At 41.4% G+C, this 17742-nt stretch carries 19 protein-coding genes and 1 pseudogene; 5 read left to right on the top strand and 15 right to left on the bottom strand.

Going from position 1 to position 17742, the window contains the following annotated elements; genetic code table 11:
* The first annotated feature begins 47 nt into the window (after nucleotides 1-47).
* Nucleotides 48-158, top strand: a complete 111-nt coding sequence (locus GPA07_RS15665; RefSeq protein ID WP_017358836.1) for a YfhE family protein — start codon at nucleotides 48-50, stop codon at nucleotides 156-158.
* A 61-nt stretch (nucleotides 159-219) separates the two neighbouring features.
* Entirely contained in the window at nucleotides 220-375 is a 156-nt protein-coding gene (locus GPA07_RS15670; protein ID WP_157292938.1) for a YfhD family protein, read from the top strand.
* A gap of 39 nt (nucleotides 376-414) precedes the next feature.
* Here the strand turns inward: GPA07_RS15670 and GPA07_RS15675 are convergent, their stop codons facing one another.
* Entirely contained in the window at nucleotides 415-1002 is a 588-nt protein-coding gene (locus tag GPA07_RS15675; protein WP_034739279.1) for a nitroreductase family protein, read from the bottom strand.
* A gap of 271 nt (nucleotides 1003-1273) precedes the next feature.
* Between GPA07_RS15675 and GPA07_RS15680 the strand changes: the two genes are divergently transcribed.
* Complete coding sequence (locus tag GPA07_RS15680; RefSeq protein ID WP_008359300.1) at nucleotides 1274-2530, top strand: transcriptional regulator; 1257 nt, start codon at nucleotides 1274-1276, stop codon at nucleotides 2528-2530.
* A 36-nt stretch (nucleotides 2531-2566) separates the two neighbouring features.
* Here the strand turns inward: GPA07_RS15680 and GPA07_RS15685 are convergent, their stop codons facing one another.
* From GPA07_RS15685 to mprF, 3 genes are all read right to left on the bottom strand, one after another.
* Nucleotides 2567-3034, bottom strand: coding sequence for a thiol-disulfide oxidoreductase DCC family protein (locus GPA07_RS15685; protein ID WP_008359299.1), 468 nt, complete (start codon nucleotides 3032-3034; stop codon nucleotides 2567-2569).
* Nucleotides 3035-3371: 337 nt separating this feature from the next.
* Entirely contained in the window at nucleotides 3372-3920 is a 549-nt protein-coding gene (locus GPA07_RS15690) for a thioredoxin family protein (RefSeq protein WP_008359296.1), read from the bottom strand.
* A 92-nt stretch (nucleotides 3921-4012) separates the two neighbouring features.
* On the bottom strand, nucleotides 4013-6583 hold the full coding sequence (mprF, locus tag GPA07_RS15695) for a bifunctional lysylphosphatidylglycerol flippase/synthetase MprF (RefSeq protein WP_071167883.1): 2571 nt from the start codon (nucleotides 6581-6583) through the stop codon (nucleotides 4013-4015).
* Nucleotides 6584-6751: 168 nt separating this feature from the next.
* Between mprF and GPA07_RS15700 the strand changes: the two genes are divergently transcribed.
* Nucleotides 6752-7231, top strand: coding sequence for a MarR family transcriptional regulator (locus tag GPA07_RS15700; RefSeq protein WP_008359293.1), 480 nt, complete (start codon nucleotides 6752-6754; stop codon nucleotides 7229-7231).
* 31 nt (nucleotides 7232-7262) lie between these two features.
* Here GPA07_RS15700 and GPA07_RS15705 read toward each other — a convergent pair whose 3' ends face one another.
* The 3 genes and pseudogenes from GPA07_RS15705 to GPA07_RS15715 form a co-directional block, all read right to left on the bottom strand.
* Nucleotides 7263-7553, bottom strand: coding sequence for a hypothetical protein (locus tag GPA07_RS15705; protein WP_008359291.1), 291 nt, complete (start codon nucleotides 7551-7553; stop codon nucleotides 7263-7265).
* Nucleotides 7546-7758, bottom strand: a pseudogene (locus tag GPA07_RS15710) (DinB family protein); the annotation flags it as partial. The gene GPA07_RS15705 and the pseudogene GPA07_RS15710, both read right to left, overlap by 8 nt.
* Nucleotides 7759-7853: 95 nt before the next feature.
* A complete protein-coding gene (locus tag GPA07_RS15715) occupies nucleotides 7854-8861 on the bottom strand; it encodes a zinc-binding alcohol dehydrogenase family protein (protein ID WP_157292939.1) in 1008 nt (335 codons plus the stop codon).
* 949 nt (nucleotides 8862-9810) lie between these two features.
* On the opposite strand from GPA07_RS15715, the gene GPA07_RS15720 reads away from it, so the two are divergent.
* Nucleotides 9811-10137 (top strand): YnfA family protein, encoded by a 327-nt coding sequence (locus tag GPA07_RS15720; protein ID WP_071167887.1) that lies wholly within the window; start codon nucleotides 9811-9813, stop codon nucleotides 10135-10137.
* Nucleotides 10138-10154: 17 nt separating this feature from the next.
* Here GPA07_RS15720 and GPA07_RS15725 read toward each other — a convergent pair whose 3' ends face one another.
* From GPA07_RS15725 to GPA07_RS15755, 8 genes are all read right to left on the bottom strand, one after another.
* Entirely contained in the window at nucleotides 10155-11870 is a 1716-nt protein-coding gene (locus GPA07_RS15725; RefSeq protein ID WP_071167888.1) for an ABC transporter ATP-binding protein, read from the bottom strand.
* 12 nt (nucleotides 11871-11882) lie between these two features.
* Nucleotides 11883-12251 (bottom strand): TroA family protein, encoded by a 369-nt coding sequence (locus GPA07_RS18900; RefSeq protein WP_232532057.1) that lies wholly within the window; start codon nucleotides 12249-12251, stop codon nucleotides 11883-11885.
* Between the two features lie 32 nt (nucleotides 12252-12283).
* Nucleotides 12284-12805 carry an ABC transporter substrate-binding protein gene (locus GPA07_RS18905; RefSeq protein WP_232532058.1) on the bottom strand — a complete coding sequence of 174 codons (522 nt, stop codon included), beginning with the start codon at nucleotides 12803-12805 and terminating at the stop codon, nucleotides 12284-12286.
* A gap of 110 nt (nucleotides 12806-12915) precedes the next feature.
* Nucleotides 12916-14520 (bottom strand): helix-turn-helix domain-containing protein, encoded by a 1605-nt coding sequence (locus tag GPA07_RS15735; RefSeq protein WP_157292940.1) that lies wholly within the window; start codon nucleotides 14518-14520, stop codon nucleotides 12916-12918.
* 78 nt (nucleotides 14521-14598) lie between these two features.
* Entirely contained in the window at nucleotides 14599-15639 is a 1041-nt protein-coding gene (locus GPA07_RS15740) for an NAD(P)/FAD-dependent oxidoreductase (protein WP_008359275.1), read from the bottom strand.
* Nucleotides 15640-15791: 152 nt separating this feature from the next.
* A complete protein-coding gene (locus GPA07_RS15745; RefSeq protein ID WP_071167891.1) occupies nucleotides 15792-16421 on the bottom strand; it encodes a rhamnogalacturonan acetylesterase in 630 nt (209 codons plus the stop codon).
* 103 nt (nucleotides 16422-16524) lie between these two features.
* Nucleotides 16525-17040 carry a DUF6884 domain-containing protein gene (locus tag GPA07_RS15750; protein WP_008359271.1) on the bottom strand — a complete coding sequence of 172 codons (516 nt, stop codon included), beginning with the start codon at nucleotides 17038-17040 and terminating at the stop codon, nucleotides 16525-16527.
* A complete protein-coding gene (locus tag GPA07_RS15755) occupies nucleotides 17037-17585 on the bottom strand; it encodes a VanZ family protein (protein ID WP_008359269.1) in 549 nt (182 codons plus the stop codon). Before GPA07_RS15755 ends, GPA07_RS15750 begins: the two co-directional genes overlap by 4 nt.
* Between the last annotated feature and the right edge of the window lie 157 nt (nucleotides 17586-17742).

A 17742-nucleotide genomic window follows, 5' to 3' on the forward strand; every position in this document is an offset into this window, starting at 1 on the left:
GACAAAACACCCATCCTATGAAGAAATGATATGAGGGGGCTGTTTTGATGAAGAAAAAAGAACACCAACCAACGTCTAAGCTGAAGAAAACTCAGGAAGTCCTGTATCAGCAGGAATTCAAAAAAGCGGAAAGAGCAGCAGAAAAAAGAAACAAATAAAATGGATATTCCTCCTTCACAAGCACATAACTATAGTGATCTTGTAAAGGAGGGAAAGGCTTTGAAAAAAGACCAACAGAAAGAATTTAACCACCAGCTCGCTGCACAGGAGACGGATGGCGAATATGTTGAATTTTCCAAAGAACTTGCAGATCCAAATGACGTAAAAGCAATGGCACGTATGAAAGAAGCCGATCAGCGTGCCAAAAAACAATAAGAAAAAAAAGCAGACCTTCTCACAGGGTCTGTTTTTCTTTTACTTGATTTCAGTAAGCAGGCTTGATGCTTTCTGACGTGATTTTTCCTCAGGCACTTCATCTGGATAACCGATGTGAAGAATCGCTGCAAAACGCTCGTTTTCGTTTAATCCCATCTCCTGTTGAAATCCTTTATCGTATAAAATACGGCCGCTCTTCCATACCATGCCGATTCCTTGATCCCAAGCAAGCAGCTGGAAGTTTTGAATAAGGGCGCTCACTGCAGCAAAATCATCATTTCTCACGACTGGGTTCTCGTCTTCTTTTAGCACGACAAGTAAAAGAGCTGGTACTTTTGAAAAATAGTCTCTGTATTGATTCAGCTTTTCTTCTTTTGCATCTGGGTTATTGCGTGTAAAGAAAGCAATGAACCGCTCAACAAATACTGCCTTTGCTTCATCAGTCGTTGCATATAAAAAGCGCCATGGCTCAGTGATTTTATGATTTGGTGCATAGACTGCATCTTCTAATAATGGCTGGAGCTGCTCAATGGTCACCGGTGTTTCTTTGAATTTCCGAATCGATCGTCTATATCTGACAGCGTCTCGAACTGTTAATGCCTCTGTTTGTTGTTTGATTTGTGGCATATATGTCATCCTTTCAATCAATTTTAATTGAAATTGATTCTCATTCACATTATAAACATGATGGTGTGTTGTTGCAAATAGAGTCCCTTCCCTGTCAGCTAAAAAGTTGTTTGATTTTTTCAAGTAATGTTACAATCATATTACGTTTTAAACAAATTTTGAGAAAACATCCAAGATGATGAAATGATTTCATGTATTCCCATTTCATTTGATTCGGCCATTTTTTCAAAAGGCTTTCAACCCATGATTGGAAGGGAGGCTTCTGGATGGAATGAAGATCAATATTGGACAAATCATCAAGCTATATCGTTATAAACAAAATATGACCCAATCTGAATTGGCAGAAGGCATTTGTTCTGTCTCTCATTTAAGTAAAATTGAAAATGGCTCAAAGGAGGCCAATCAAGATACGATTAATCTCCTGCTTGAGCGGCTTGGCATCAGTCAAGAAACACTGTCGCAAAAGGCTCGTCACCTGCTGTCATTGCTCGATGAGTTTCAAATGAACATGTATTTCTATGCACTCGATCAGGCTGAACAAAATGCAGAAATGATTATTCATCACGAAGAACAGTTCTTTTCGCTCGATTTGGGGATTCAATATCATTTGTCCTTATTTCAATTTTATTTATTAACTGACAAACAGCCGCTTGCCTTAAAAACGTACCGTGTGCTTAAAAAGTTTGAAAAAACCTTTATTGAAACAGAAAAAGAAATTTTTGAATATCTAGATGGCATCCATCAGATCAAAAATGGTCAGCTGGAAGAAGGGCTGAAAAGACTTGAAAACTGTTTTTCTTATGCTTCTGTTGAACAGAGCGACCTGTATTATCACTATGCAAAAGCACTTGGAACCATGGGGCATCTCGGTGATGCGCTTGAAGCAACACATCAAGCAATGGATTTATATAGACAAAAGAATAATTTCAAGCGGGTCATCCATTGTACACTCATTCATGGCGTGATCTCACTCGAACTAAAAGCCTTTCAAACAGCTAAAAAATATATAAAAGAAGTGATTTTACACACTTCCCTTCACCCTGATGCCTATATTAAAATGACAGCTTATTTTTATTACGGAGTTCTCTTAAAACGTGAAGGCGATTTTTCATCAGCTGTGCCTTATTTACTAGATTCACTCAATTATTTTAATCAAGAGCAGATAGAAGATCGTTACTGTGAAACACTCTATGAAATTGCGACATTGTATGCAGAATATGATCGAAAAAAGGCGCTTCCTTACATACACGAGCTGTTAAAACAGCCTCGTATTCAGCCAAACTGTTTATATATGATTAAAATCTATAAATTGATGATTGAGGAGAATCCTCATGATTTAAAAACGTATTTAGTAGAAGCGGCCATTCCTTACTTTGAACACAATGAGTTGCATAGCGAGTACTTGTTTGCCCTTAGAACCTTGCTATCCTATGCGGCTTCAGAGCTTGATGAGAAAGCCTATAAGTCCTACACAACAAAGCTGCTTGATCACTTGGCATCATTTGTCCCATATTACAAAAAAGCATGACCTTCTGCCGATTGAAGGTCATGCTTTTTCTATTGATTAGATGGTCTTTTGTTGATCTGTATCAGGACGGGTGACTTGTTCGACAGAATGAATATACCGTTTTCTCGCAAAATAATCGTACGCATGCTGACCAAAGCCAAGCCAAATGCTGAGTACAATGAATGGGACCGTTCCCCATAGGGCAGGAATGTTACAAGCAATTCGAAGCCAAGTATAAATCCCTGAATTTTTCTGATTTTTAGCTAAGGAAATAGACACGATTCGTTTTTCTGCCTTCTCTTCACTTATTTTATTCAGCCTCAGCAGTTGTGAATGTCTAAATGATTCAAAGTGAATTCTGTTCTTCCAATCGAGTGATTTCAACAGGTCAATCGCTTTTGCACATGTAGGACTTTGTCCATCATAAAACACAAGCAGCCTGAGTGATTTGATGGAACGCTGTTCTCTTTTTTTTGATTCAGCGAGCTTCTTTTTTTCTTGATCGAGATAGATGATTTTTTTCATAGATTGATCGCCAGTCCTTTTCCGTCATTTGTTTTTTTAGTTCGTTCAAAGGAGATTACAACTAGATTACTATAGTTGATGGGCCTCTTGTATTGGGAAAAAGCCATCCGACGTGCGTTATATGAGCCTTTAGATAAGGGCAAAATAGCTGATTTCATGGCATATATGAGGTTTTTCAACTAAAAGTGGTTGGGAAAATCGTGATGCTTTGCGGTTTTCTGCGGTATTTGATAGAATTCTGCGGTTTTTCTACATCTTTATGCGGTGTTTTGTAGGTAAAACGCAAAAACAAGATAAAAAAAGACTACTTCCCATTGCGGCGAAGTAGTCTTTTGGTTTATATTTTTGCCAAAACTTCTACTATTTCTTTCTCAATATCTTTCCATAAGTACCGATCTGTCGTATAGTGGTGTGCGGCTTCTTTCGCAAACACCTGAAAAGCTTCTTCAAAATCAGGTGCATCTTTGTCCGGCTTTTTCTCGTCGACAAAGCGCTGAGCTTCTGCTGAGCGAGGTCCCCATTTCCCCACTTCATTCCCGTCTTGATCAATGATGACGATAATCGGAATCGATCTTGCGGTCCCGTTCGTTAAATACTGATCCATTAGGTCTAGATGCTCATCCCGAATGAAATAGCGCGCATCAATCAGTGCTTCATTTGCGATACGCATGAAAATTGGTACATTAACCATTGCATCCCCGCACCAATCCGCTGTGATCACAAGCGCTCTTAGCTTTTTCTTTTGCAGCCGTTGAAGCAGCTCTTTTTCTTTTTGATGAATTGAGTACTGGTTGTACACCGTGAGTAAGTTTTCACGGTTTTTCTCCATATTGTGTACATATGTACGTTCAGTTAATCCCTTTGTAAACCATCCATTTAATGTCATATGAACATCCCCTTTACTCTTCAACTTTACCACTTTTGCTATTCTTTTGTCTAAAAAAACCTTCACCTAGTGAAAGGTAAAGGTTTTTGCTCTTATGGACGCCTGTTTCGATTTGGGTCCATCCCAATCAGCTTGGTGACAAGTACCATTGTGACGGGCAGTGACGTATTCTTTTTATAGGCTAAATATTTTCCGCGCCATTCGGGTTTATATTTCTGTTTAAACGACCGTAAGCCGCTGAAGCTATACATATATCTGACGTTGTTGAAGATGACACTCGCCAAACGCTCTGTGAGGAAGGACTGTTGGAACGTCCCTACATTCGATAACGGCGCCATTCCCATGTTAAAGGACTTATAGCCTTTTTCTTTCGCCCATTGAAACAGGTGGATAAATAGCGCATCCATCATCCCATTCGGCGCATCATGCATATGACGCATTAAGTCGATTGATATCTCTCCTTCTTGATACATCGGCATTAACGACACAAAGGAAATGATTTGACCTTGTTGATCTTTTAAAATGGCAATTGGCGCTTTTTGAAGGTAGTTTTCATCAAAATAACCGAGAGAAAATCCTTTTTCTTTTTTCTTTCCAAGCCAGCTGTCAGATATCTGTTTCAACGTCGTGAGCAATTCATCCGAAAAAGGCGGTTCCAGCATTTCAAAGGTGTAGCCTTCTCGTTCAAACTTATTCGCAACAGCTCGTAAATTTGATTTTTTCTTCCCTGACAAAGAGAATGTTTCTAAATCAATGATGGCTTCTTCCCCAAGCTTAAAGAAGTGAAAGCCTAAATCATGATAAAGAGCCATTCCTTCCCTTTCTACTTGATAAAAAGCGACACGATAGCCCGCTTTCTCTGTCTGCTGCAAAAATTCTTCCAGTACTAGCGGATAAGACGCTTGACGACCGGATGGGTCACCGAGCACAATGACGCAGCGGCCAATACGGCCAAATTGAAGCATCGCCTCGCCATCACTGGAGAAAAACAGCTTTTTGTCTCCTAAAAAACCAAGATGACTGAGGGCATTTCCTCCCTTTTCTTCTAAAAACGTTTTTAATTTTTCTTCCTCTGCTTCTTCTCCAATTGGAAATGCCTTTTTATTAAAAATCAATTTGCTAATGAAAAAGAAAAGCGGTACCCCAATTAAGGCGATCATACTTGTCATCGTGATATGCCGTTCATTATGAACCAAGTAGTCCTTACTTAGGAAATGTCCGATTTTTGTCCAAATGAAGTTCCCAATGACATTATAGTTAAACAAAACGAGTAAATATCCAGCGGCAGCCGCTACAAATTCATACAGGGAATAAGGTGCCTGCTGCTTCACAAATTGATTTCGAAGGGAGAAAAACACCGCCATGATGACCGGCAGAATAAAGATTAAACTCAGGTTAAACCCTTTTAGCAAGGTGAACACAAAACCACCAGCTAGGGCAATCATTGTCAAAATATAAGATCTTTTCGTTCTTTTATACACTTCAATGGACAAAATCATCAAAATGATCCCGAACATTAAAGAAAGACCATTAAATCCTGACAGCAGAAAGTGTGGAATGGTTGTAATCACACCTAAGCGATCAACAGGAAGCACAACGGAAGCCATAATCAACAGTCCGCTTCCAAACGTTAAAATGGATAAAGAGCCGTACAATAAACGAATTAAAAGGGCACGGTGCAAAATAATTAAGACGTTCGTTGTTTCAATCGCAGGTGCCATTCTCGGGTTGCCTTCGAGACGTCTAATCGTCGTGCCGGTTAAATCATATGCGGCAAGACAAAGCCCAAGAATAAACGGGAAAATCGAGTAAACAAAGCGGTACAATACAAGAGCCGTCAGCACCATCTCTTTATCAAAACCAATGTATTGCATGCTGAGTAAAAAGATGAGATCAAACGATCCAAATCCGCCAGGAACCATACTGATTAAACCGCCGATTGATGCAATCGCAAACACGCCTAATATGATACGGACATCGACGTTCATCCCCATGGAGACGACAGCCATATACATGACAAGGCCAGCTGCCAGCCACTCTAAAAACGATGCACCAATATAAGCGTAAATCGGGTGCTTCAGTCCATTTTCACCGCTCTCAATCGAGCTTTTTCGAATGGAGGCCATGATGATGTAAATGGGCACAATACAGGCAAAAATAATGACAAATGCCCATAGCCATGGCTCCCGACTAATAATACTTTCAACAGGCAGAACCCTGACCAAGATCAAATCACTGAAAATAGATAAGCCCAGCAGGACAGAGGATGTCAAAAGGGCAATGCCTTTCAGTAGCTTTTTCGTATCTGTGATGTACTCCTTGTATAAAAGCGTTCTGAGCCCTGCTCCTGATAATCCGCCGAACCCAAGTACACTGTTAAAGGAGTTGGCAATCCAAGAAATACGAATCGTTTTCCAGCCACTGATCGGCATATCAAGGCTTCTTCTTAAAATAAAATCATATAAGGACATTGATAGAACAGCGACAAGTCCTAGAAAAACAAGAATAAACAAGTCCATTCGATTCAAGCTATCAATAATATAAAACGTCTTTTTAATGGAAAGGCCGCTCAGCTCCTGCTTGGCGAAAAAAATTAAGACAAGGATGATGACGATGGGAAAGAGCATTTTTAAAATCGTCATACCCGTTTTTTTGTTCCACATGTTTCTCCCAACTTTCTAGGTTGCTTCATTTATTTCAACTGAACATTATTATACAACAAATACCACTTGATTCATGCAGTTTCACATTCAAAAGCTTCATGATACTTTCAATTAGAAGTAAAAATCAGTAATATAAAGAAAAGAGCCGCTTAAAGGAAGTGAACAAGCGTGGAATATAATATTCATGACACCACCGTACTAAAAGAGGAAATTCTATCTCCTGAGGAAAAAAAGACATGGGTGCTTTATATGAAAGTGCTCACTGCCGCAGGACTTGGAGATGTTTCTGAATGGATGAAGCTTGATATGAGTATGCCTCAAATGAAGGTGCTCATGCTGCTTAATAACCATGGCTCCCTTAAAGTGTCCGAAATAGCTGAAAAAATGGGCGCTTCTTTGTCTAATATGACAGGTCTGCTTGATCGATTAGAGCAGTCTAACTTTGTTGAACGAAAGCATTCAGAGCGTGACCGGCGAATGATTGTCGTAGAACTGACAGAGGAAGCGAAAAACATTTTCAGAAGTATTTATCAAAAAGGGCACGAAAAAATTAAAAATTCCCTACAACGGCTCAATGATGAGGAAAAAGCAAAAGTCAATGAAGGTCTAGCCATTTTAGAAAAGGCACTTCGTCCCGAACGTGGCTAAAAGGAAAAAAGAAAAAAAGGAAAAAAGACGGTCACTTGAGATCCGTCTTTTTTATTTCTTCTGTTTCTTGTCGATCTGGGGTGAAAAGATATTTACGAATCACTTCCCTATCATCCCATAAGAGATAGCCTGCACCGATGATGAGGAAAAGGAGGCTGATCCATGTTCCACCAGGCAGAACTTCTTCAAGGAGCTGAAATTTACTCGCATCATCCTCTAGATTCGTATTAAAATAATGTATCTCGAATAAAACATATTTTGCTATATAAAACAAAGTGGCCATGAAGATAAACATGGCGCCGACAATTCTTCTACTAGACATGTTTTCGACTCCTTTCATTCCACTGATTTCTTTTGATTAATTCCGTTATATGGGCAAGGTGATGCTGTGAATGCCAGACGTACATTCCTGTTGCATCATATAAGGACACCGTTTGTTGATCAGCTGGATGGTAATAAACAGCGTTGAAATCTTCCTCTGTCATCTCGCGAAGTAACGTGACCCATCGGCGATGCAGACTGCTAATCAATCCATGCCTTGAGCTGTTCTTTCGTTTGTCGTTCGACCGGTTTATATAAACCAATCGGATATTGTCATGATGTCGTCATACGATGCCCCTCCTTAAAATCCTTCAAGCACAAATTTGCCGATCATTTTCCCTTGCTCAAGCGTTTGATGCGCCTGCTTCAAATTGGCCGCATTGATAGGGCTGAGTACCTTTGTTAACGTATGCTTTAATGTCCCCTCCTCAAATAATGCACTTGCTTCTTTTAAAAGCTCGTGCTGCTTGATCATATCCGCTGTTTCGTACATAGGCCGTGTGAACATGAATTCCCATACAAATGCAGCACTTTTGTTTTTGAGCAATTGAATGTCTAAATGATGTTGATTTTCAACAATGCTACAGATCGTCCCTTGGGGTTTAATCGCTTCTGCCATTCCTTTGAAATGACCATCTGTATCATTTAAACATAAAATATAATCCACTTCGCCAATCCCTTTTTCCTGAAGCTGCGTTAAGAGCGGCTGATGATGGTCAATGATATGATCAGCACCTAATGAGAGACACCATTCTTTTGTTTCGGGTCTTGATGCGGTAGCGATCACAGTTGCTTTTGCTAATTTGGCCAGCTGAATGGCAATTGAGCCCACCCCGCCTGCACCGCCGATGATCAGCAGTGTCGCGCCTTCTGCATTCCGCTTCATATGCATCCGGTCAAATAACGCTTCATATGCCGTAATCGTTGTAAGAGGCATTGCGGCTGCTTCTGCGAAAGAGAGATTTGCAGGCTTTTTCGCCACAATGCGCTCATCCACAAGCTGGTACTCACTATTTGAGCCTTGACGCGTGATATCTCCTGCGTAATATACGTGGTCACCCGGTTGAAACAGCGTACACGCTTCGCCTACCTCCACCACTGTACCGCTTGCATCATAGCCAAGAATTTTCAGCTCATCTTCCTTCTGCTTCTTCGGTGATCTCACCTTTGTATCAACTGGATTCACCGACACAGCCTCTACCTTCACCAATACATCCCTGCCAGATGCTTGAGGCTTTGCCACCTCATGATCAATCAGGCTTTGCTCATCCTCAATCGGCAAGTACTCAAATAATCCAACTGCTTTCACTCGCTTGCACTCCCTTTCTCCATGCTTCTTTTCCACATTTTATCATAATTTTCTAAAGTTTATGGATTGGTCAGCAAGCGCTGGCACATTTAGGACCTCTTGAAAGCCTTTCGCTCCCTCGCCATGTATGAAGGGCGAGCCTTTTGCAAAGAGAGAACATAAGTGAACCAGCTGGTGGACTTAAAAAAGAGCTGAACGTAATAAAACTGAATGTGCTGTAGGATAACGATGATCAATAGAAACATAGTGAATGAGAGGATAAAGTTATCTGCCCCTCCCTGTATCCACTCGCTGACCCAAAGCATCACAAATCCAAGCATCATGAGCTGTTCGAGTCTTTGCACGAGCTGGACCAAGATATGTCCCCGCTTGGATAGGTCGCCTGACTGGCGCTTTCTAATTTTCCTCGATTTGTAAAACCACACAATACTTACTACGAGATTGTGAGTGATGAAAAGAGCGATCAACACAATAAATAAAGGGGACGGCACAAAAAGGACTTTTGCAATGAATGGAATCAACAAAGAGTATAATGCGATAAATGCGTATCTGAATGATAAAAGAAATAATTGTTTCTCTGTACATGACTGCATGCGTTTCACCTCTACATGTACTACGCCTCATTTTGAGAAAAGTTCCCTTTGCCTATCAAAAAAGGATGCCCTTTAAAAGGCATCCTTTTTTGATTCAAGGCTGACAGCTGACGTATGCTTCCTTTTACCTGTCTATTTTCAAAGCACCGGCTGAGCTCCTTTAATGGGCCCTATTTGATAAACGGCAGATGCCAGACATTTTGCCGCAACGATTTTTTACAGGTTTTTCTGCTTGTTCTGTCCTCTTTGTCAGGACATACAAGTTCCCAGCAGCAGGGCTGAATGGTAGTGCGGGTGGAACACATTCTTTCATCATGTCATAATAGAACGAAATAGGAGAACTGGAGTGTCCGTAAATGATTGTAACGATTGTCCTTTTTTTATTAGCTGGTTTGGCTGAAATTGGTGGCGGCTACCTTGTCTGGCTGTGGCTGCGTGAAGCAAAACCTGTGGGCTACGGGATTGCCGGCAGCCTCATCCTGGTCGCTTATGGCGTCATCCCCACCTTCCAGCAGTTCCCGACCTTTGGGCGGGTTTATGCTGCCTATGGCGGTGTTTTTGTCGTCCTTGCTGTGTTTTGGGGCTGGTGGGTCGACCGAAAAACCCCTGACCTCTATGACTGGATGGGTGCTTTGATCTGTTTAGCCGGCGTCAGTGTGATGTTATTTGCGCCCCGCAGTTAATTGCCGGCTTCTCTCTTTTACTTGCTAAATTGTGTTTCATATAACCGCCGGTACAGCCCGTCCTTTTTGAGCAGGTCTTCATGTCTTCCTTGCTCTTTTATGCCTTCTTTTGTTAAGACAACAATACGGTCGGCATGCTGTATGGTGGCTAAACGATGGGCAATGATAAACGTTGTTCGTCCTTCAGCCAGCTCTTCAAGTGATGCTTGGATAAATGACTCTGTCTCCGTATCAAGCGAAGATGTGGCTTCATCTAAGATAAAAATGGGCGGGTTTTTAAGGAAAATACGTGCAATGGAAATCCGCTGTTTTTGTCCGCCGGATAACATCATGCCACGCTCACCAATGATCGTATCCATCCCTTTTGGCAAGCTATTCACAAAATCCTTCAGCTGCGCCTTCTCTAATGCCTTCCACACTTCTTCATCAGATGCATCTAGTTTTCCATATAAGATATTTTCTCGGATTGTTCCATGGAATAAATAAATATCCTGCTGCACGACACCAATTTGTCTACGCAGTGAAGCGAGTGTCATCTTTCTTGTCTCAATCCCATCAATTGTAATGGTTCCCTCCTGCCATTCGTAAAAACGAGGCAGCAGACTGCAAAGCGTAGATTTCCCAGCACCTGAAGGGCCTACGATGGCAATCGTTTCTCCCTGTTTGACCTCAAGATTGATATCATGCAGAACTGGTTTATCTGATTCATATTGAAAAGACACGTTTTGAAAAACGATATCCCCGTTTAACTGATCGACTTCAATTGCGTCATCAGCATCCTTTTCATCTGGCGATTGGTCGATGAGTGATGCAAATCGTTTAAAGCCTGCTGCACCTTTTGGATACATTTCAATGACTGCATTGATTTGTTGAATGGGCCCTAAGAAAATGCCTGTTAAAAGTACAAATGAAACAAATTCTCCATACGTCATATTCTTTTGCAGCACAAACCATGCCCCGCACACAAGACCAAAAACCGTGACACTTTTCATGAGAAAATGACTGACCGCTGTATGCACTGCCATCATTTGATAAGTGGCCAGCTTAGTTTTTCTAAACTGCTGGTTATGTTCAATGAAACGGTCCATTTCATGTGACTCATTCCCAAATGCTTTTACAACACGTATTCCACTAATGTTGTTTTCAACACGTGAGTGGAATTGTCCAATGCTTGAGAACATTTTATCAAAAGCAGCGGACATTTTTTTCGTAAAGTAGACGGATAATCCGATCAGGAATGGAACGACAATAAATGTGAGGACGGCAAGCTGCCAGTTAATCGACAGCATCAGGCCAAAGGCCCCAGTTAGTGTCATCACAGCGATAAATAAATCCTCTGGACCATGATGAGCGATTTCGCCAATGTCCATTAAATCATTTGTCATACGGGAAACGAGTTTCCCCGTTTTCTTTTTGTCAAAGAAGCGAAAGGACATTCTTTGGACGTGAGAAAATAGCTGATTCCTCATATCTGTTTCAATATTAATCCCCAATTTGTGGCCAAAATAAGTCACAACATAATGCATGGTGGAGCTGATCACATATAAAATGAGGAGCAAACTGCCCCAAAACCAAATGGCTTCCCAATCACCATTTGGCAGCAAGTCATCCATGACTTTACTGATGGCAAGGGGGAAGGATAATTCGAGTAAGGCGGCCAGTACTGCACAGGAAAAATCTAGTACAAACAGCCCCATATATGGTTTGTAGTATGAGAAGAAGCGCTTTAACAATTGACAGACCTCCTACCGATCAGACGTTCCTGTCAATATGTCGGCAAACTTCTCCGCTTGATTCGCTACTGCAATCGGATCATAAGGCCAAAAGAACTCTGTATCCAGTTGATAGGTTTGCTCTTTTTTGACAGCTTTTAGGCTTTTCCAGATGGAATTATTTTGATCAAATGTCCCGCCATTGGATTCATCAATGAAGATATGATCCCCCGCATATTTCGGAAGGGTTTCATATGAGATCAATTCATAACCTGTCTTACTATTTAAAATCGTGTCTTTGACCTGTTTTGGTGGATTTACCTGTAGTTGTTGATAGAGCGCCTGCCCGCCTCGGTAAATTCCGTTACCATACACATAAACATCGTTTTTAAATGCGCCCATGATGGAAACTGTTTCACCTTTTAAAGCAGATGTCACTTTTTTCTAGCTGCCTCAATTCGTTGATCAAAGGTGGTAAGGAATGCTTTTCCTTCCTCCTCTTTATTTAAAACTTTTGCCAGCGTTGTCACTTCTTCATGTGCATCTTTGAAAGAACCGTAAGGATACACTAAGGTAGGGGCTATTTTTTTGTACACATCATAGACTTTTTCATCCTGTACGGCTGTGATAATCAGATCAGGCTTTAGGCTAAGTGCTTTTTCAGCTGAACGTTCGTCACTGATATCCTCTATTCCTTTTATCTTGCCCTTCAAGTGTACGTTCTTTAAATCTTGTGTGGTCGCACCTACAGGTTGAACACCAAGTGCAATGGCGCTCCCTAAATATCCATCTACGATAATTCGTTTTGGATGAGCTGGAATCTCTATCTTTCCTTTCACTGTTTCGACCGTTTTCGTTTGCTGCTTTGATTCTGCTGTTTTGGCTTGTTCTTTATTGCCACAGGCCGCCAATATCATGAGCAGGATGACAGCACATATCCAATACGCCTTTTTCATCTGAATATTCCTCCTTTATTTCCCTACTTCAAATGAGAATAGTTATCAATTACTAGTCTCATGTATTCTATCAACCTCACTTGAAGTGGTCTATGGAGGATTCTCGCAACTTACATATGGACAATTGTTGGATGAGCTGTCTGTGACAAGCGGCAGACGAATCGGTCAATCAAATAAAGCGCACGCTCCCCTTCATCAAATCGAAACTCCTCCAGTTTTACTGGATAAAAGGTTCCGTTCTTCACAGCCGGTAATTGCCGGAGAACATCGCTTTCCTCCATCCGCTTGTCCATTTGCTGATACCATCCATGTTGAACTCCGACAATAAAAAACATATGATCCGCTTCGTATTCTCCTAGCCTCTCTAAAGGAATGACCATATGTTGATTTGGGAGAAGAACTTCTTCTAGAATCGCCTTCGGAGGCTTTAAGCCGAGCGTTTCGTAAAGATAGCGGGCACCTCTCGCCTGATAGGACCATATATACACTTTGTCATGCCCTCTCATTTCATAGATCGCAGCTGTCTCTCCTTTTTTCCTAAAAGAAGACAGGCTATTTCTTGCCTTTTGAGTAAGGATTTCGAAACGTTTCACCCAATCCTTCGCCTCTTTCTCTCTTCCTAAAAGGCGTCCTAAAGACAACACCTCTGTCACAGCATGACCACCGCCATATCGTAATACAAGCACAGGTGCAATACGTTCCAAACGCTTGATCAGCGCAGGCTTTGAATAAAAATAATTCGGTATGATCACTAAATCTAATTGAAGTGATTTAAAGACGTCATCCGGGGTGTGTTCATCTATGACGAGCGAATTGGCCAGTTGTTCTTTGAACATGTCTGAATGGAGAAAGGTTTCTTGATCCATGCAAACTGGCTGAATGCCTAATGCGATCAATGAACCGGCAAATTGAAAAGCGGCAATACGCTCCGGTTTTCGGTTCATTCGAAACTGACTAGGGGATCTTCCTGTCTTCTGGCGAAACTTCCTGCTGAAATACAAACTGTCTGTATATCCTACTTGTCGTGCAATGATTTGAATTTGATCATCGGTTTGCAGGAGACGTTTTTTTGCTTCATCTATTCGAATTTGTGCAATATATTCTGTCACACTCATTCCCATACTTTGTTTGAAAAAGGTTGAAAAATAACTTTCATGAAAACCCATCTTATGAGCTAAATCTTTTCTTGTTAGTTTTTGATCATAGTGTTCATCCAAATATTGCAAAATCATTTCGATTGAATAATGAACATTCTCTGAGAATGGTTGAGATTGATGCTGAAAAATCTGCATGATTTCTTCCAGCCATTTCGCCTGTTCTTGTACACTTTGACTCGTCTTTATTTGTTTGATATAGGAAAAAAGCAAGGCAGAGCCTTTGACAAGCTCTCCATTATCAGGGAGATCATCATGATTGACTTTATAGATCAATTCATTTTGCGCATTGCTTGCCAAAGTGAATTGTTCAAATGTGACAGTATAGATGGCCACCGGCACGCTGGATAAAGACTGAATGATCACTGCGATATTTGATCGGATGAGTATACTGTCTTTTGCATGCAGCTCGTATTCCAATCCTTCCATATCAAGCCTCACAGCACCATCCGCAGTCAAAATCATAGGTGAAGATGTTTGCCAGGAGACCGTTTGTTTCACAGAAAGAGATCGCTCACTGCTTTCTTTCATGTGAAGAATTGTATGAGTATAGGATGTCATTCTCTCTTTCTCCTTCCATATAAAAAAGTGCTAAAATAAAACATTATTTTAGCACTTCAATGTTTGACTGGGTGATGATTATCGAGCTCCAGCCGTTTGTAATTCTTTGTTTTTCTCTTTAAAGCGTTCGTTATGTGAGGAGACATACGCCACTTTTTCCGCTTCTGGTTCGATGTAAAGCTTGGCACTATTCAGCGCATTGACGCCATCGACAAACGTCCCGGCAATTAAACGGACTTTACTTTTATGTGTACATAAGTCGCCTACCGCATAGACGCCCGGTAAATTGGTTTCCATTTTTTCATTGACCTCGATGAGTCCCCATTCACCTTGTTTGAGTCCCCATTCTGATAGAACACTCAAATCACCTTTCATCCCATGATTGACGATGACCGCATCTGTTTCGATTCGTTCGATGTCACCTGTCTCCAAGTGCTGGACAGTGACCGCATCAATTTTGTCACCTTGACCGTGAAGCTCTGTGAGTTCATGCGGTGTTAATATTCGCGCACAAGATGCCTTCATGTTGGCAACGTTTTTTTCATGACCGCCAAACATATCACGGCGATGAACGACGGTGACACTTTCAGCAATTGGAACAAGGGCATTTGCCCAATCGACTGCTGAGTCTCCGCCCCCAGAGATGACTACTCGCTTTCCTGCAAAAGTCTTTAGTTCCTGCACGGTGTAAAAAAGATTTGTCACCTCATAACGGTCTGCATGCTCGATTTCAAGCTTCCGTTGAACAGGAATTCCGTGACCCATTGCTAAGATCAAAGTCTTTGTCAAATGACGATCACCATTTTCAGCCGTGAGCAGGATATGACCATTCTCTACGCGCTCGAATTGCGTGATTTTTTGATTCAGCGCAATCTCTGGCTCAAATGTTTTCGCCTGCGTCTCGAGCTGCTGAATCAGCTGTTCTCCTCTTGTTGGCGGCAAACCGCCTACATCCCAAATGACTTTTTCAGGGTAAAGAAGGATTTTCCCGCCAAGGCTATCGTTGTACTCAAGTACTTTCGTCTTTAAATCCCTCATCCCACTATAAAAGGCGGTGTACATTCCTGCTGGACCGCCGCCAATAATGGTGACGTCAAACAATTCAAGCTGATCTGCCATTTGAGTCCCTCCAGTTTTTCATTGATTGATCTATTATAATTGATATTGATTCTCATTATCATATGTATCTATTGTAGTCTACTCTGCTGAAGGGAATCAATAGCTTTCTTCAAAAAAAGAACAGGACGAGCGCTCACTCGTCCTGTCATACATCATACAATGGTTAAACCAAGGTCCTTTAGTTCAAGAGAGACAAGCCTTGCAATCGCATCTGCCCCTTCTTTTGTAAAATGTGTGCGGTCATCAATGCCTGTCGACAGCATAAAGTAAGAAGTTGTTTTCTCTATGCCGGAGGTTTGATAAAACTGAAGACTTACGGTATTTAAATCAACGAGAAGAACCTCTTCTTCATCGGCTAGTTCTTTCATAGCGGAACAATAATCAGGGAAATCATTGATATATTCTCCGTCTTTTTCATGAAAACGGCCTACAGGGGTTAACAAAAGCGGGGTTGCCCCTTTTGCTCTGGCCCCATGAATATATTGAGACAAGTAGCTTTTATACGTTGTAAAAGGATCTGTATGCCGTTCTGGCTTATCCTTAGAAGCATCATTGTGTCCCATTTGTGTAAAAAGCCAGTCTCCCGGCTGAATGACGGCCAGAATATCATCAAGTCGTCCTTCTTCAATGAATGTCTTTGAGCTTCTTCCACCGATCGCCCGGTTCTCTACTTTAACATCATGTGCCGTATAGCGGTGTAAAAACTCTCCCCATCCTCCTTGAACAGGACGATCTGGGTAAGATGAAACAGTTGAATCACCAGCTAAATAGATGGTTGTCATGTTCATGCGCCCCCTTTTTCATTGAGCCACTTCTTCATGAGCGATGCGGACACCCTAGTGGCTGCTGAAAAGATATGAAAAACCATTCACATCGCTCCTTCAATTATTCTCTTTTTGATGATGAAAACCCTGCTTGCAAAGAGACATGAGTGCATGAAATATGCGGAGAAAGTTCTATTTTTGTCTCAGCCGCTCTCTTTAATGCCTGAAGCATATAGCCAATGCCTTGATAGGGAGCGAGCGGATAATTCGCTTGTTGGTGAGGCTGTAATAAAGGGTCCATCACTTTCCGATATTTCTTTCCACCTAGTATGACAAGCTCATCATATGTGGCGAGATTTTTTTCATGGAATTGATGACTCAGTTCTTCTCGCGTGAGCTGTTCTTTGTGCGGTGTGCCAAATGCTACATCATAATTTTCATGAACAATGTCATCTGCCTTTAAGAATCCGTGCTTTGCGGATAAAATCATCCAGTCTGAAAAGAATGTTTGCGCATAGATTTTCGTTCGCTGGTGGAGCGGACTTAAGTAGACGAGACCCGCTGGCTGGCTTCCTGCCTCTGGATGCACGTCCCATATTTTCTTGGCGCCGCACGGGATGATACATATTCGTTTCACCTCGTATTCTCCTTCCTTCGTCGATATATCTGATAGACAATGCAGCCTAGCGCTGCTCCAAGTGTATTTAAAATGATATCATCTATATCACTGCTTCTTGTAATCATACCAGATTGTGAGAATATCCACTGAAGGACTTCAATCATCGCTGACAGCATAAACCCAGCCAGCACCGCCTTTTGCCAGCGCATGGTCCGAAAGGTTTGATAGAGAAAAAAACCGAGCGGAACAAATAATAGAATGTTTCCTGCCAAATTGAAAAAGACGAGATTTGGATAGCCGTGGTGATAGGCGTGAAGATTTTGATGGATTGAGTGAAAAGGAATGAGATTGACGCTCACTTGATCTCTTGCCGCAGAAAAACGATTCGGAAAAACCGTCAAATACAAGAGAACATTCGTATAAACAAACAGACAGGCAAGAACCATTTCTGTTCGTAAATAGATAAAGCGTTTCTTCTTTTTTGCCAGCCTGTATCTCATATATAGATAGAACGGGACGAGCAGGAGGAAATAAGCCATTGAAAACATAACGCTGGATGTCATACAAAGAGCTGCCCCTTTCTCACGTGATGCTTGACCATATTACAGCTTATTCAAGCCTGCCTCTATTCATCACTTATTCTCACAATCCATCAGAGGATGCCACATTGACAAATCGTCATTTTCTCGTTATACTGACTGACATTCAGTCATTTAAGGT

The organism is Bacillus sp. ms-22 (assembly GCF_009759805.1).
GTDB lineage: Bacteria > Bacillota > Bacilli > Bacillales > Bacillaceae > Bacillus > Bacillus xiamenensis.

Bases quoted from the DNA above. Each gene is read 5' to 3' on its own strand.
- GPA07_RS15690 (WP_008359296.1), bottom strand. From the start codon at position 3,920: ATGACATTAAATGGATGGTTTACAAAGGGATTAACTGAACGTACATAT.
- GPA07_RS15745 (WP_071167891.1), bottom strand. From the start codon at position 16,421: ATGACAACCATCTATTTAGCTGGTGATTCAACTGTTTCATCTTACCCA.
- GPA07_RS15720 (WP_071167887.1), top strand. From the start codon at position 9,811: ATGATTGTAACGATTGTCCTTTTTTTATTAGCTGGTTTGGCTGAAATT.
- mprF (WP_071167883.1), bottom strand. From the start codon at position 6,583: ATGTGGAACAAAAAAACGGGTATGACGATTTTAAAAATGCTCTTTCCC.
- GPA07_RS18905 (WP_232532058.1), bottom strand. From the start codon at position 12,805: ATGAAAAAGGCGTATTGGATATGTGCTGTCATCCTGCTCATGATATTG.
- GPA07_RS18900 (WP_232532057.1), bottom strand. From the start codon at position 12,251: ATGGGCGCATTTAAAAACGATGTTTATGTGTATGGTAACGGAATTTAC.
- GPA07_RS15665 (WP_017358836.1), top strand. From the start codon at position 48: ATGAAGAAAAAAGAACACCAACCAACGTCTAAGCTGAAGAAAACTCAG.
- GPA07_RS15755 (WP_008359269.1), bottom strand. From the start codon at position 17,585: ATGACATCCAGCGTTATGTTTTCAATGGCTTATTTCCTCCTGCTCGTC.
- GPA07_RS15705 (WP_008359291.1), bottom strand. From the start codon at position 7,553: ATGTCTAGTAGAAGAATTGTCGGCGCCATGTTTATCTTCATGGCCACT.
- GPA07_RS15735 (WP_157292940.1), bottom strand. From the start codon at position 14,520: ATGACATCCTATACTCATACAATTCTTCACATGAAAGAAAGCAGTGAG.
- GPA07_RS15685 (WP_008359299.1), bottom strand. From the start codon at position 3,034: ATGAAAAAAATCATCTATCTCGATCAAGAAAAAAAGAAGCTCGCTGAA.
- GPA07_RS15675 (WP_034739279.1), bottom strand. From the start codon at position 1,002: ATGCCACAAATCAAACAACAAACAGAGGCATTAACAGTTCGAGACGCT.
- GPA07_RS15740 (WP_008359275.1), bottom strand. From the start codon at position 15,639: ATGGCAGATCAGCTTGAATTGTTTGACGTCACCATTATTGGCGGCGGT.
- GPA07_RS15680 (WP_008359300.1), top strand. From the start codon at position 1,274: ATGAAGATCAATATTGGACAAATCATCAAGCTATATCGTTATAAACAA.